Annotated in this window: 16 protein-coding genes; 11 read left to right on the top strand and 5 right to left on the bottom strand. The window is 61.2% G+C overall.

Going from position 1 to position 12,997, the window contains the following annotated elements:
* Window positions 1–8 precede the first annotated feature (8 nt).
* Entirely contained in the window at window positions 9–593 is a 585-nt protein-coding gene (locus V3314_RS22735; protein ID WP_152666418.1) for a hypothetical protein, read from the bottom strand.
* 249 nt (window positions 594–842) lie between these two features.
* Here V3314_RS22735 and V3314_RS22730 point away from each other — a divergent pair, with 249 nt between their 5' ends.
* Window positions 843–2,183 carry an MFS transporter gene (locus V3314_RS22730; RefSeq protein WP_046614613.1) on the top strand — a complete coding sequence of 447 codons (1,341 nt, stop codon included), beginning with the start codon at window positions 843–845 and terminating at the stop codon, window positions 2,181–2,183.
* 169 nt (window positions 2,184–2,352) lie between these two features.
* On the opposite strand, the gene V3314_RS22725 is transcribed toward V3314_RS22730, so the two are convergent.
* The 4 genes from V3314_RS22725 to flgA all read right to left on the bottom strand — a co-directional run bounded on the left by V3314_RS22725 (window position 2,353) and on the right by flgA (window position 4,925).
* Window positions 2,353–3,096 carry a flagellar brake protein gene (locus tag V3314_RS22725; RefSeq protein ID WP_046614612.1) on the bottom strand — a complete coding sequence of 248 codons (744 nt, stop codon included), beginning with the start codon at window positions 3,094–3,096 and terminating at the stop codon, window positions 2,353–2,355.
* Window positions 3,097–3,176: 80 nt separating this feature from the next.
* The gene (locus tag V3314_RS22720) at window positions 3,177–3,644 is read right to left on the bottom strand and encodes a flagellar protein FlgN (RefSeq protein ID WP_085601607.1); all 468 of its coding nucleotides are present in this window, start codon (window positions 3,642–3,644) and stop codon (window positions 3,177–3,179) included.
* A 49-nt stretch (window positions 3,645–3,693) separates the two neighbouring features.
* Complete coding sequence (gene flgM / locus V3314_RS22715; protein ID WP_015271247.1) at window positions 3,694–4,008, bottom strand: flagellar biosynthesis anti-sigma factor FlgM; 315 nt, start codon at window positions 4,006–4,008, stop codon at window positions 3,694–3,696.
* Between the two features lie 164 nt (window positions 4,009–4,172).
* Window positions 4,173–4,925: a flagellar basal body P-ring formation chaperone FlgA gene (gene flgA / locus V3314_RS22710; RefSeq protein WP_046614610.1), complete on the bottom strand. Its 753-nt coding sequence runs from the start codon at window positions 4,923–4,925 to the stop codon at window positions 4,173–4,175.
* 77 nt (window positions 4,926–5,002) lie between these two features.
* Between flgA and V3314_RS22705 the strand changes: the two genes are divergently transcribed.
* From V3314_RS22705 to flgH, 10 genes are all read left to right on the top strand, one after another.
* The gene (locus V3314_RS22705; RefSeq protein WP_013973629.1) at window positions 5,003–5,932 is read left to right on the top strand and encodes a chemotaxis protein CheV; all 930 of its coding nucleotides are present in this window, start codon (window positions 5,003–5,005) and stop codon (window positions 5,930–5,932) included.
* Window positions 5,933–5,983: 51 nt separating this feature from the next.
* Window positions 5,984–6,811, top strand: a complete 828-nt coding sequence (gene cheR / locus V3314_RS22700) for a protein-glutamate O-methyltransferase CheR (RefSeq protein ID WP_046614609.1) — start codon at window positions 5,984–5,986, stop codon at window positions 6,809–6,811.
* Window positions 6,812–7,179: 368 nt separating this feature from the next.
* The gene (flgB, locus tag V3314_RS22695) at window positions 7,180–7,590 is read left to right on the top strand and encodes a flagellar basal body rod protein FlgB (protein ID WP_015271243.1); all 411 of its coding nucleotides are present in this window, start codon (window positions 7,180–7,182) and stop codon (window positions 7,588–7,590) included.
* A 2-nt stretch (window positions 7,591–7,592) separates the two neighbouring features.
* Entirely contained in the window at window positions 7,593–8,036 is a 444-nt protein-coding gene (gene flgC / locus V3314_RS22690; RefSeq protein WP_003257260.1) for a flagellar basal body rod protein FlgC, read from the top strand.
* A 15-nt stretch (window positions 8,037–8,051) separates the two neighbouring features.
* A complete protein-coding gene (flgD, locus tag V3314_RS22685) occupies window positions 8,052–8,756 on the top strand; it encodes a flagellar hook assembly protein FlgD (RefSeq protein WP_338459666.1) in 705 nt (234 codons plus the stop codon).
* Window positions 8,757–8,787: 31 nt separating this feature from the next.
* Window positions 8,788–10,143, top strand: a complete 1,356-nt coding sequence (flgE, locus tag V3314_RS22680) for a flagellar hook protein FlgE (protein WP_046614607.1) — start codon at window positions 8,788–8,790, stop codon at window positions 10,141–10,143.
* Between the two features lie 72 nt (window positions 10,144–10,215).
* The gene (locus V3314_RS22675; RefSeq protein ID WP_046614606.1) at window positions 10,216–10,401 is read left to right on the top strand and encodes a hypothetical protein; all 186 of its coding nucleotides are present in this window, start codon (window positions 10,216–10,218) and stop codon (window positions 10,399–10,401) included.
* Between the two features lie 274 nt (window positions 10,402–10,675).
* Window positions 10,676–11,416 carry a flagellar basal body rod protein FlgF gene (locus tag V3314_RS22670; RefSeq protein ID WP_015271240.1) on the top strand — a complete coding sequence of 247 codons (741 nt, stop codon included), beginning with the start codon at window positions 10,676–10,678 and terminating at the stop codon, window positions 11,414–11,416.
* Window positions 11,417–11,463: 47 nt separating this feature from the next.
* Window positions 11,464–12,249, top strand: a complete 786-nt coding sequence (gene flgG, locus V3314_RS22665) for a flagellar basal-body rod protein FlgG (RefSeq protein ID WP_015271239.1) — start codon at window positions 11,464–11,466, stop codon at window positions 12,247–12,249.
* 50 nt (window positions 12,250–12,299) lie between these two features.
* A complete protein-coding gene (gene flgH, locus V3314_RS22660) occupies window positions 12,300–12,995 on the top strand; it encodes a flagellar basal body L-ring protein FlgH (RefSeq protein WP_015271238.1) in 696 nt (231 codons plus the stop codon).
* Window positions 12,996–12,997 lie beyond the last annotated feature (2 nt).

The following is a 12,997-nucleotide window of genomic DNA, read 5'->3' as shown; positions in this document are numbered from 1 at the left end:
CTTGCTGGTCAGGTCAGCTGAATATCGCGCAGGAAGAATTCGAGCACGTCACCGGTACGCTCGCCGGCGTTGAGGTAGTACTGACGGCCCAGGTCAAGTACCGGGACATCGTCCGAGAGCGACTCCGCAACACGGTAGCCGTTCATGTCCCGCAGGTAGAAGGGAATAAGGCCGGCGCTCTCCACTGTGCCGTCCCATGGCTGGAGCGTTTCGATTTTCCAGTAAGGCCGGGTACGTAGCAGGTTGTACGGATGTGGGGCGTTGAGCACATCCCGGACCCGCCCGGCCACATGCGTACCATACAGGCCTAGCCAGCCATTGGAATTGCTTTCAAGCCTGGCGCCAATATAGGCCCAGTGTTCTGCGCAGGTAATGTAGTAGTGCGTGCGGTTTTCACGGTGTTCGATGAATTCGAAATGGAATGCAAGTCGTTGGAATTGATTCGCGCTGCGTGGCACGCTCCTGCGCGCGGCTGTCGTGCACAGCCAGCCGTCTTCATCCAGGCCAAGCACTGGGTGTACGTTGTTGTCTGCAACAACGATCTGGCCACGGTGGACGTTAGAAAGTGTAGCGGTGAAATTTGCCCTTATCATGTAAGTCTCCGATGATTGCTGAGGCGGTAGCCCAGGCTAAGGTACTGCCTGTCGACTTGGGACATGGATGCGTTTCAGCCAACGGAAGGGGGTGCCTGTCAGTCTGCTTACAGGCCTGATCGCGACATGACCTGCACCGGACGCGCCCCGGCAACAGCATTTTACCCGCCAATGCACTCATTCCCTGGCATTTGCCCTTATGCTTGGCTGCAACCCATCGCCACCTGACCCGGGAGCCGCAAGGGACTTATGCGAAATATCTGGAAGCCGTTTCAGTCGTTGTATTTCGCCGCGCTGATGATGTTGATCGGCTCGGGCCTGCTCAGTACCTACCTGGCCCTGCGCCTGGCAGCCGATCATGTCGACAGCCTGTGGGTGGGTGCCTTGATGGCGGCCAACTACTTCGGCCTGGCAGTAGGCGGCAAGGTCGGCCACCGGTTGATTGGCCGGGTAGGGCACATTCGCGCCTATGCCACTTGCGCCGGCATCGTCGGCGCGGCGGTGCTCGGCCATGGTCTGACCAGCTGGTTGCCGGCTTGGGTCGGGCTGCGGATGATCGTCGGCCTGGGGATGATGTGTCAGTACATGGTCATCGAGAGCTGGCTGAACGAGCAGGCTGATGTGAAGCATCGCGGCGCGGTATTCAGCGGCTACATGATCGCCTCGTACCTGGGCCTGGTGCTCGGCCAGCTGATCCTGGTGGTGCACCCACAGCTTGGCCTGGAGTTGCTGATGCTGGTGGCCATGTGTTTCACCCTGTGCCTGGTACCGGTCGCGATGACCCGGCGCATTCACCCGGCGCCGTTGCGCCCGGCACCCATGGAGCCGAAGTTCTTCATCAAGCGCGTGCCGCAGTCGCTCAGCACGGTGCTGGGTTCGGGGCTTATCGTCGGCTCGTTCTATGGCCTGGCGCCTTTGTATGCCTCCAGCCAGGGCATGACTACCGAGCAGGTTGGTCTGTTCATGGGTAGCTGCATTTTTGCCGGCCTGTTGGTGCAGTGGCCGCTGGGCTGGTTGTCTGACCGCTATGATCGGGCCGTGCTGATCCGCAGCGTGGCGGTGGGGTTGGCGCTGGCCTCGGCGCCGCTGGCAATGTTGCCCAGCGTGCCGCTGGAGTTGCTGTTTGGAATAGGCTTCGTGATTTCGTTGCTGCAATTCTGCCTGTATCCGCTGGCTGTGGCGTTTTCCAACGACCATGTGGAAAGCGAACGGCGGGTGTCGCTGACCGCGATGCTGCTGGTGACCTACGGCGTGGGCGCGTGTATCGGGCCGCTGGCCGCAGGTGTGCTGATGAAGGTGCTGGGCCCGCAGATGCTGTATGCCTTCTTCGTGTTCTTTGCCCTGGTGCTGGTGTGGCGCATCCGGCCGAAGGCGGTTACCGGGCTGCATCAGGTGCAGGATGCACCTTTGGGCCACGTTGCCATGCCGGCTGCAGGTTCACCGTTGTCGGCGGCGCTGGACCCACGGGTGGATGAGCAGACGGTGCAGGAGGTAATGCAGGCGCCGGTGGCGGCGGAGGATACCGAGGCGGAAGAGAAGGGGGCTGACAAGCAGCCTGAGCCGGAAGGTGAGGTCAGCAAGTCGGTGTAGATCTATGCCGGCATCTTCGCGGGTGAACCCGCTCCCACAGGAAGCCGCGCCGGGCTCAAGGCATGCGCTGTACCTGTGGGAGCGGGCGAGCCCGCGAAGAGGCCGGCAGAGGAGACGCACCAATGACAACGCCACCTTGATAGGTGGCGTTTTTGTACTCGATCGACAATCAATAGTCGTCTTTGTCGAACCGCCGCGCTTCACGCTGCAACTGGTACACGAAGCTCTCGACCTTGCGCTGCGCCTGCCCGTTGAGGTTGTGGAAGCGCACCCCGGCAAAGGTAGTGTTGATCCGCTCTTCGTAGTGCAGGTGACGCAGTTCGACCATGGTGTCGACCAGGCCCAGCGGGTTACCCGCCTTGAATCGCTCGTACACCTGGCCCAGTTGCAGGCGATCTTCGACATTGCCTTCGAAGCGCAGCTTGCAGCCGGTGGCGGAGATGTCCAGCAGCTTGCCACGCAGGGCGCCGTTGCCCTTGAGGTGGGTACCATCAAGGATGATATCGACCAGCTGCGACAGCTTCAGCGCGGCACGGAAGGCGTTGCGGCGCTGGTGGTAGGTCATTTCCTGGGGCATGGCGCCGCGGTAGCAACGGTGGCCGTCGACTTCGCTGATCTTCAGCTCGTGGTTACAGTCCCAGGCGATACGCACGCCATCGTGGAAGCCTTCGACGCGAAAGTGTTCGCCGTTCTCGATGAACTTCTCACCGTCGCGCGGGATCATCTCGTCCAGCGCCAAGGTGTTGCTTTCACGGTCCACGTGCACCACGTAGCTCTGGAAGCGCTGGCTGCGGTCGTGGAAGGTGATGATCAGAGGGTCATGGCTTTCCTGCAGCTGCCGCAAGTTGGCCGCAATCTCCAAAGGGGTGTTCAGCACCTTTGGCGGCTGCGGGGCATCGGATTCATTGAACACGGCTTATCGTTCTCCAGGCAAAAGCGACACACGCAATTAACGGCATTTTGCCAGTATGTTCCGTGCCTTGATAGAAAAAATCACACTTGGCTGAGCGCCCGTGGCTTGGCCAGTGGCGAGGTGCTGCCGCGGCTGTCGTAGAGCGAAGGGGCTTCGCCGCCCATGAGGATCCGGATCTGGTTGTTGGTGACGTGTTGCTGCACCTGGATGATCCGGCCATTGGTCTCGTTGAGCTGCTGGCAGGCTTGCATCAGCTGGCTGATCACATCGAGTTGTTGCAGTAGCAGCTCACCGTTCGGCGATTGTGCCGCCACGGCTTCCACTCCGGCGCGATCAGGGCTCAGGCCAAGGCTGGCAAGCAGGTTGTTGCGCCGCAGGCCTTGCTGCTCCAGCAGCACGATCAAAGACTGCTTGCGGGCCAGGATGTTCTCCAGTGGCGCCATGTCGCGGCCATGCAGGGCGATCGCTTCTTTTTGCAGAAGCTCCAGCAGTTCCTGCATGGGGGCAATGTCATCTTCGATCAGTTGCAGCAAGGTGGTGTCGTGCATGGCTAACTCTTGGCTTTTCTAGCGTCCATGAAGTCAGCGCGCCGAACGGTCAGCGCTGGGCTTCGAAATCGAGCAGTTTGCTGGCGACCCGGCCGGCATCGACCTGGTAGCTGCCGTCGGCGATCGCCTGTTTCAACTGGGCCACACGGGCACTGTTGACCACCGGCTCGTCGCGCAGCTTGTCGCTGATCTTCTGCAACTGCTGGGCCTCTTGGCTGAGGTGTACCGCTTCTCCGCTGGCGCTGGTGGCGGTTGCCGCTTCCTGGCTGGCTGCCGGTTTTTCGGCGCTGCCGCTCGCGGTGTTGCCGCGCACGCCGCCCGTTACGGACGGAGAGTTATTCAAACGACTGAAGTCGATGACCATGATCAGAAACCTCTGGGTATTTGGACGCTTGCCTTGTTTTCGGCCAACCCGAAAGAAACTTTAGGCACAAATGCATAGCCGCCTGTCAGCAAGCTCGCGAACCCGTTTTCTGACACAGTTTAGGAAAAGCGGTTCCTCACCGCCAGCGCAAATCAATGGGCTGGCTACATACTTACCTCGACCTGGCCGGGGCCGGTCACCCTGGCTTTGATTACCCGTTTGGAATTGAGATTGCGCACCCGGATCTGTTCGCTCAGGCCGCCCTTGCTCAGGGCTTCTCCGGGCATGCGCACACTCAGGCTGCCACTGCGGGCGATGATCACCACGTGGTCGCCCTTGCGCACCACCTCGGCCTGTTCCAGGTGTTGCGGGGTGAGTACCTGGTCGATCACCGTGGGGCGCAGCATCTTCATGCCCACCGCCTGTTCCAGTTCGGTCAAAAAGCCTTGGCCCAGGGTGCCGACATCGCGCTCGCGCAGGGCCACGTCGCCTTCGCCCACCACGTTGTCGCGCTTGAGCGGCCGGGTCACCACGACCACATCGCGGAACAGCCGCACGGTGGCCGGCACGAATACGGTCCATGGCGCAGTGCCTTCGCAGCGGACCTTTACCGTGACGCGGCCCAGCGGCTGGGCCGGGCTTTCCAGCGAGGCGTCCAGCTGCTGGCTGCACAGCGGCATGCGCAGGCGCGGGTCCAGTGGGTTGACCTGGATCTCGTAACGGCCGGCGGTCTGGGTGGTGGCCAGATAATCTTCGACGCTGAATTCAAGAAACCCTTGAGTGACACCGATAAGCTGTTCAGGCAAGGTAAACGCGTCCGCTACCGTGCGAGCGCCGGGCACCATCAGGCACAGCATGGCCAGCGAGCCAGTCAGCAGGCGTGTCAATCGTCGGAAAAATGTCGTTTTCGTGTACATGGCGCTCAAAAAAGCAAAGCCCGTGCCGACTCGCTACCTGAGTTGCAACGAAAGGCTGAAACATAAAGGAGTCTGGCATGGCAGGTGTTATGGATTCGGTCAACCAGCGCACGCAGCTGGTGGGGCAGAATCGCCTGGAATTGCTGCTGTTCCGCCTCAATGGCGAGCAGCTTTACGGCATCAACGTATTCAAGGTCAGGGAGGTGCTGCAATGCCCTGCGCTGACCCTGCTGCCCAAGGCGCACCCGGTGGTGCGCGGTGTTGCCAATATTCGCGGGGCGACCATCCCGATCCTCGACCTGTCGATGGCCACCGGGTTGCGGCCGCTGCAGGAAGACACGCGCAACAGTTTCGTGATCATCACCGAGTACAACACCAAGACCCAGGGCTTCCTGGTGCACTCGGTGGAGCGCATCGTCAACATGAACTGGGAAGAAATCCATCCGCCACCCAAGGGCACCGGCCGTGACCACTACCTGACGGCGGTCACCCGGGTGGACAACCGCATGGTCGAGATCATCGATGTGGAGAAGGTGCTGGCCGAAGTGGCGCCGTCGTCCGAATCGGTGTCGGCCGGGGTGATCGATGCCGAGGTGCAGGACAAGGCCGTGCTGTTGCGGGTGCTCACCGTCGACGATTCGTCGGTGGCGCGCAAGCAGGTCAGCCGCTGCCTGCAGACCGTGGGGGTCGAGGTGGTAGCGCTCAACGACGGCCGTCAGGCCCTGAACTACCTGCGCCAGCTGGTGGATGAGGGCAAGAAGCCGGAAGAAGAGTTCCTGATGATGATCTCGGACATTGAAATGCCGGAAATGGACGGTTATACGCTGACGGCGGAGATCCGCAGCGATCCGCGCATGCAAAAATTGCACATCTGCCTGCATACTTCGCTTTCCGGGGTGTTCAACCAGGCGATGGTCAAGAAGGTCGGTGCCGATGACTTCCTGGCCAAGTTCAAGCCGGACGACCTGGCCCAGCGGGTAGTCGACCGGATCAAGGCAGCGCATTGAAGCAGCCGGGGGCAGGCCCCCGGCACCAGTGATTTAAAAGAGGCGGCAGTAGTGTCTACGGGTAATTTGGATTTCGAACAGTTCCGGGTCTTCCTGGAGAAAGCCTGTGGCATCCTGCTGGGCGAGAATAAGCAGTACCTGGTCTCCAGCCGTCTCAACAAGCTGATGGAGCAACAGGGCATCAAGAGCCTGGGCGAGCTGGTTCAGCGGATCCAGGCCCAGCCGCGCGGCGGCTTGCGTGAGCAGGTGGTCGATGCCATGACCACCAACGAGACCCTGTGGTTTCGCGATACCTATCCGTTCGAGGTACTGAAGAACAAGGTCATACCCGAGTTCATCCGCAACAACCCCGGCCAGCGCCTGCGCATGTGGTCGGCGGCCTGTTCGTCGGGGCAGGAGCCGTATTCCATCTCGATGGCCATCGACGAATTCGAGCGCAGCAACCTCGGCCAGTTGAAGATGGGCGCGCAGATCGTTGCCACCGACCTGTCCGGCACGATGTTGACCAACTGCAAGACCGGCGAGTACGACAGCCTGGCGATTGCCCGTGGCTTGTCCCAGGAGCGCCTGCAGCGCTACTTCGACACCAAGGGGGCGGGGCGCTGGGCAGTCAAGCCTGCGATTCGCAGCCGCGTCGAGTTCCGCTCGTTCAACCTGCTCGACAGCTATGCCAGCCTGGGCAAGTTCGATGTGGTGTTCTGCCGTAACGTGCTGATCTACTTCTCGGCGCAGGTGAAGAAGGACATCCTGTTGCGTATCCACAGTACCTTGAAGCCGGGCGGGTATCTGTTCCTCGGGGCTTCCGAGGCGCTGAACGGGCTGCCGGACCATTACCAGATGGTGCAGTGCAGCCCGGGAATCATCTACCAGGCGAAGTAAGCACAAAGGCCGGCAGCGAAAGTTGCCGGCCTTTTTGTTTGCCTGTGCCGGCCTCTTCGCGGGCATGCCCGCTCCCACAGGTACCGCGCCGACCTTGAAAGCTGTGCAGAACCTTGTGGGAGCGGGTTTACCCGCGAAGAGGCCGGCACAGGAGAAATGCTGACGTCAATTTTTTGTTTTGCCGCTTTTGCCGCCCGGCAATTGCCGCTTTCGCCGCCCAAGGCGGAAGGCCTTTGCCGCTTTTCTGGCATCACTCTGACAGCATCTCGCCCTGCAAGCCCGTATTTCCGGGGTTTCTGTTGGTTGGCACAGCACTTGCTATACCTTGCCCAACGATATTCCGGTCAACCTCCGAAGGTTTCCCCGACATGAGCATCAGTTTCGACAAGGCGCTTGGTATTCACGAAAAGGCCCTGGGCTTCCGCGCTCAGCGTGCCGAAGTGCTGGCCAACAACATCGCCAACGCCGACACGCCCAACTACAAGGCGCGCGACATGGACTTCGCCTCGGTGCTCGCTGCCGAAAGCGACAAGCAGCAAAGCGGCGGCCGTTTCAGCCTGGATCGTACCAACAGTCGTCATATCGAGGCCGAGGGCCTGGCCATGGCTGACGATACCCTCAAGTACCGCACGCCAACGCAGCCGTCGATCGACCAGAACACCGTGGACGCGCAGATCGAGCAATCGAACTACACCGAAAACGCCGTCGGCTTCCAGGCCAGCTTCACCTTGCTCAACAGTAAATTCAAAGGGCTGGTTTCGGCCCTGCGGGGAGAATGACCATGTCCCTTTCCAGTGTCTTCAATATTGCCGGTAGCGGCATGAGTGCGCAGAACACGCGCCTGAACACCGTTGCTTCCAACATCGCCAACGCCGAGACCGTTTCCTCGAGCATCGATCAGACCTACCGCGCCCGCCACCCGGTGTTCGCCACCACCTTCCAGGACGCGCAGGCCGGCGGCAGCCAGTCGCTGTTCGAAGACCAGGGCGAGGCAGGGCAGGGCGTGCAGGTAAAAGGCATCGTCGAGGACCAGAGCAACCTGGAGGCCCGTTACGAGCCCAACCACCCGGCGGCGAACAAGGATGGCTACGTCTACTACCCGAACGTCAACGTGGTTGAGGAGATGGCTGACATGATCTCCGCCAGCCGCGCGTTCCAGACCAATGCCGAGCTGATGAACACGGCCAAGGCCATGATGCAGAAGGTCCTGACCCTCGGTCAGTGATAAGGAAACCAGACCATGGCAATCGATACCAACGGTGTGAACCTCAATGACGTGCTGGCGGCGTCGGGTGTAGGTACCAACACCAAGAAGACCACGGACACCGCATCCAAGACCGGCAACGACTCGCTCGGCAAGGACGCGTTCCTGCAATTGCTGGTCACCCAGATGCAGCACCAGAACCCGCTGGACCCACAGGATAACGGTGAATTCGTTGCCCAGTTGGCGCAGTTCAGCAGCCTGGAAGGCATTACCTCGCTGAACGAATCGGTCAACTCCATCACCAGCGCCATGGCCTCGTCCCAGGCCCTGCAGGCGTCGTCGCTGGTCGGGCGTTCGGTGGTGGTGCAGAACGACAAGGCCGTGGTCGACACCGCAGAAAGCTTCAATGCGCAGTTCGTCGTACCACAAGCCATCGGTGAAGCGAAGATCACCATCAAGGACAAGGACGGCAATACCGTCAAGACCATCGAGCTGGGTGAGCAGAAAGCCGGTTACGCCGACTTCATCTGGGACGGTACCAACAACAGTGGCGAAAAAGTCGACCCTGGTACCTACACCTTCACTGCCACCACCACGGTGGATGGCAAGTCGGTGCAGATGAATACGCTGTTGCCAGCCAAGGTGACCAGCGTCAGTTTCAGCGCCGCCGGCGAAATGGTGCTCAACCTCGCCGGTGTCGGCAAAGTGTCCCTCTCCGACGTGCAAACCATCGGTATCTAAGGCCCGCTAGAGCGGCAAAAGGAGCGAATTCATGTCTTTCAATATCGGCCTTAGCGGTCTGTACGCAGCAAACAAGCAATTGGATGTCACTGGCAACAACATCGCCAACGTCAACACCAACGGCTTCAAGTCGTCGCGTGCCGAGTTCGCCGATGTCTATGCAGGTTCCAACCGCCTGGGCGTGGGCAAGAACCAGGTAGGTAACGGCGTGCGCCTGGCAGCAGTTTCCCAGCAGTTCACCCAGGGTGACGTCAATACCACCGGCAACGTGCTGGACATGGGGATTCAGGGGCAGGGCTTCTTCGTGCTGTCTGATAACGGCTCGCGCGTGTACACCCGTGCCGGTGCTTTCCAGGCCAGCAAGGACAACTTCGTGGTTACCTCGGACGGCCTGCGCCTGCAGGGCTATGCCGCCGACTCGACTGGCAAGATCCAGAAGGGTGTGCTGACCGATCTGCAGATCGATACGTCGTCGCTGCAGCCAAAGGCAACGTCCCTGATCGACCAGGGCATCAACCTGAACTCTTCGGCCGCCGACATTCCGTTGGAAGTGGACGATGGCACGGGCGCGATGGTGCCGAACCTGCCGTTCGATCCTTCCGATCAGACGACTTACACCAAGTCTTTCCCGACCAAGGTGTACGACAGCCAGGGTAACGAGCACACCATGGAGCAGTTCTATCGCAAGACTGGCACCAATGAGTGGACCATGTACACCCTGGTCGATGGGCGCAACCCGTTTTCGCCATCCTCCACCGCGCCGCTGACTGGCACCATCAGCTTCAACAGCGATGGTTCGGTCAAGAGCATGACTGCGGACAATACCGGCCACCCGGCGGGCTCGTCGTTCACCGTGACCAACAACACCTTCACCATGACTGGCTGGGTGCCGGCGGTTGAAGATTCTGCGGGTAACTGGATCTCCAACGGCGCGGTGGGCAATGCCGATGGCATGCGCCTGGCGATGAACAGCACCACCTCCTACAACACCGAGACCGCGCGCATGTCGCAGTCCCAGGACGGCTACGCGACCGGTATCCTGTCGAGCCTGAGCATCGACTCGACGGGTGTGCTGTTCGCCAGCTTCAGCAACCAGCAATCCCGCGCCATTGGCCAGGTGGCCCTGGCCAGCTTCGCCAACGAGCAGGGCCTGCAGCAGATTGGTGGTACCCGCTGGACCGAAACCTACACGTCCGGTATCCCGGGCATCGATGCGCCGAAGACAGGTACCCTGGGCAGCGTCGAGTCCAACGCGCTGGAAGGCTCGAACGTGAACCTGACGCAGGAGCTGGTAGAGCTGATCAAGGCGCAGAGCAACTACCAGGCGAACGCCAAGACTATCTCCACTGAAAGCACCATCATGCAGACCGTCATCCAGATGGCCTGATGGTCGCTGGCTGAGTGCATGTGGGCGAACCCCTTTGTCATGAAGGGGTTCGTCGTCTTTGCCGGAGGGGTCATGAAAAGGCTGGTTGTCACATTGGTCGCTGCTTTTTGCCTGTACCAGGCCCAGGCCGGTACCGCGCCCTGGTGGCGCTGGGAAAGCCAGGTGGATGGGCGCCTGGTCTGCTCGCAATGGCCGCCGGGGGAGGGCTGGAAGAAATTCGCCGGGCCTTACAGCAACGGTGGTTGCCGCGAGCCTTGAATAAACCGGTACCGGCCTCTTCGCGGGTGAACCCGCTCCCACAGGTGCCGCGCTGTACCGGTGGGAGCGGGTCCACCCGCGACGAGGCCGGTACAGGTTTGCCGCCATCGGCAACCAAGCGCCGGATAACCGGCGTCCAACACACCGACTGCCCCCTCGAAAGCCCGTATCCACGGGCTTTTTCATGATTTCGCAAAGTTGGTTCGGAACTTGCTTTCTAGCTCGCATAGCAACGGCGAGCGGCAAACGACCGCCAGTGCAATGGAGGATGACTGTGGACAAGATGCTTTACGTGGCCATGACCGGTGCCAGCCAGAATGCGCTGGCGCAGAAGGCGCACGCCAACAACCTGGCGAACATTTCCACCAACGGTTTCCAGCGAGACCTGGAGCAGGCTCGCTCGATGCCGGTGTTCGGCGACAGCTTTCCGTCGCGCGCCTTTGCCATGACCGAGCGCCCGGCCACCGACTTCAGCGAAGGTCCGATGGTGGAAACCGGCCGCGATCTGGATGTGACGGTGACCGGCAAGGGCTTCATCGCCGTGCAGGCGCCCGATGGCAGTGAAGCCTACGTACGCACCGGCAGCCTGAACATCGATGCCCTCGGTGTGCTGCGTGCCGGCAACGGCATGCCGGTAATCGGCAACGGCGGCCCGATTGCGATTCCGCCAGAGCAGAAGGTTGAAGTCGGCGCCGATGGCACCATCAGCATCCGCTCCATGGGGGAAGACCCGCGAGTGATGGCCGAAGTCGACCGCATCAAGCTGGTCAACCCCGATACCAAAGGCCTGACCAAGGGCCTGGATGGCCTGATCCATACCCGCGACGGCCAACCGGCCGACGCCGACGTCAATGTACGGGTGGTATCGGGCTTCCTGGAAGGCAGCAATGTCAACGCCGTGGAAGAAATGACTTCGGTACTGGCGCTGTCCCGTCAATTCGAACTGCACGTCAAGATGATGAACGCGGCCAAGGAAGGCGACGAAGCCATGGCGCGTGTTTTGCAAATCGGCTAATCACTTTTGAACGGGTGCCGTAAAACAGGCGCACGAGGAGAACTTACATGCTTCCGGCTCTTTGGGTCGCTAAAACCGGCCTGTCCGCCCAGGACACCAACCTGACGGTCATCTCCAACAACCTGGCCAACGTCTCGACCACCGGCTTCAAACGGGATCGCGCCGAGTTCCAGGACCTGCTGTACCAGATCAAACGCCAGCCAGGCGCGCAGTCCACCCAGGACAGCGAGCTGCCTTCCGGCCTGCAGGTCGGTACTGGTGTGCGCATTGTCGGCACCCAGAAGAACTTCCAGACCGGTAGCCTGCAGACCACGGAAAACCCGCTGGACATGGCGGTCAACGGTCGTGGCTTCTTCCAGGTATTGCAGCCGGACGGCACTGTTTCGTACACCCGTGACGGTACCTTCCACCTGAACTCCGACGGCCAGATCGTCACCGCCAACGGCTTCGCGCTGGAGCCTGCCATCGTCGTGCCGAACGACGCGCAGACCTTCACCGTCGGCCAGGACGGCACCGTGTCGATCACCACCGCCGGCAACCCGGCTGCGCAGGTGATCGGCAACATCCAGACCGCCGACTTCATCAACCCGGCCGGCCTGCAGGCGATTGGCGACAACCTGTTCCTCGAGACCGCCGCCAGTGGCGCGCCGCAAGTCGGCACCCCGGGCCTGAACGGTTTCGGCACCACCCTGCAGCAGACCCTGGAAAACTCCAACGTCAGCACCGTGGAAGAGCTGGTGAACATGATCACCACCCAGCGTGCCTACGAGATGAACTCCAAGGTCATTTCCACCGCTGACCAGATGCTGTCGTTCGTTACTCAACAGCTCTGAAGCAGGCAGCTCTAACCCCGTCACTCCGTTGCACCCGTGAGGTAAGCGTCATGAATCGTCTGTTGTCCGTTTTCGCCCTGGGGGGGGCGGTGTTGCTGGCAGGTTGCGTCGCGCCGACGCCCAAGCCCAACGACCCGTACTACGCGCCGGTACTGCCGCGCACCCCGTTGCCGGCAGCGGCCAACAACGGTTCGATCTACCAGGCCGGCTTCGAGCAGAACCTGTACAGCGACCGCAAGGCTTTCCGGGTGGGTGACATCATCACCATCACCCTCAACGAGCGCACATCGGCCAGCAAGAACGCCGGCTCGCAGATCCAGAAAAACAGCAACGCCAACATCGGCCTGACATCGTTGTTCGGCACCACGCCGAACACCAACAACCCGTTCGGCAGTGGTGACCTGTCGCTGGAGGCCGGCTACAGCGGCGAGCGCGCCACCAAGGGTGACAGCAAGGCCACTCAGGGCAACACCCTGACCGGTTCGATCACCGTGACCGTGGCCGAAGTGCTGCCCAACGGCATCATCGCCGTGCGCGGCGAGAAGTGGCTGACCCTGAACACCGGTGAAGAGCTGGTGCGCATTGCCGGCATGATCCGCGCCGATGACATCGCCACCGACAACACCGTGCCGTCCACCCGTGTGGCCGACGCGCGCATTACCTATTCCGGTACCGGCTCGTTCGCCGATGCCAGCCAGCCCGGGTGGCTGGACCGCTTCTTCATCAGCCCGCTTTGGCCTTTCTGAGT

The sequence above is a fragment of the Pseudomonas sp. TE3-3-F2023 genome, assembly GCF_036784815.1.
Classification (GTDB): domain Bacteria; phylum Pseudomonadota; class Gammaproteobacteria; order Pseudomonadales; family Pseudomonadaceae; genus Aquipseudomonas; species Aquipseudomonas pudica.
This window is presented reverse-complemented; position numbering and strand designations above follow the sequence as displayed.

Bases quoted from the DNA above. Each gene is read 5' to 3' on its own strand.
- flgC (WP_003257260.1), top strand. From the start codon at position 7,593: ATGTCCCTTTCCAGTGTCTTCAATATTGCCGGTAGCGGCATGAGTGCG.
- V3314_RS22720 (WP_085601607.1), bottom strand. From the start codon at position 3,644: ATGCACGACACCACCTTGCTGCAACTGATCGAAGATGACATTGCCCCC.
- flgA (WP_046614610.1), bottom strand. From the start codon at position 4,925: ATGTACACGAAAACGACATTTTTCCGACGATTGACACGCCTGCTGACT.
- V3314_RS22730 (WP_046614613.1), top strand. From the start codon at position 843: ATGCGAAATATCTGGAAGCCGTTTCAGTCGTTGTATTTCGCCGCGCTG.
- flgB (WP_015271243.1), top strand. From the start codon at position 7,180: ATGAGCATCAGTTTCGACAAGGCGCTTGGTATTCACGAAAAGGCCCTG.
- V3314_RS22675 (WP_046614606.1), top strand. From the start codon at position 10,216: ATGAAAAGGCTGGTTGTCACATTGGTCGCTGCTTTTTGCCTGTACCAG.
- flgG (WP_015271239.1), top strand. From the start codon at position 11,464: ATGCTTCCGGCTCTTTGGGTCGCTAAAACCGGCCTGTCCGCCCAGGAC.
- V3314_RS22735 (WP_152666418.1), bottom strand. From the start codon at position 593: ATGATAAGGGCAAATTTCACCGCTACACTTTCTAACGTCCACCGTGGC.
- flgH (WP_015271238.1), top strand. From the start codon at position 12,300: ATGAATCGTCTGTTGTCCGTTTTCGCCCTGGGGGGGGCGGTGTTGCTG.
- flgD (WP_338459666.1), top strand. From the start codon at position 8,052: ATGGCAATCGATACCAACGGTGTGAACCTCAATGACGTGCTGGCGGCG.
- flgE (WP_046614607.1), top strand. From the start codon at position 8,788: ATGTCTTTCAATATCGGCCTTAGCGGTCTGTACGCAGCAAACAAGCAA.
- V3314_RS22705 (WP_013973629.1), top strand. From the start codon at position 5,003: ATGGCAGGTGTTATGGATTCGGTCAACCAGCGCACGCAGCTGGTGGGG.
- flgM (WP_015271247.1), bottom strand. From the start codon at position 4,008: ATGGTCATCGACTTCAGTCGTTTGAATAACTCTCCGTCCGTAACGGGC.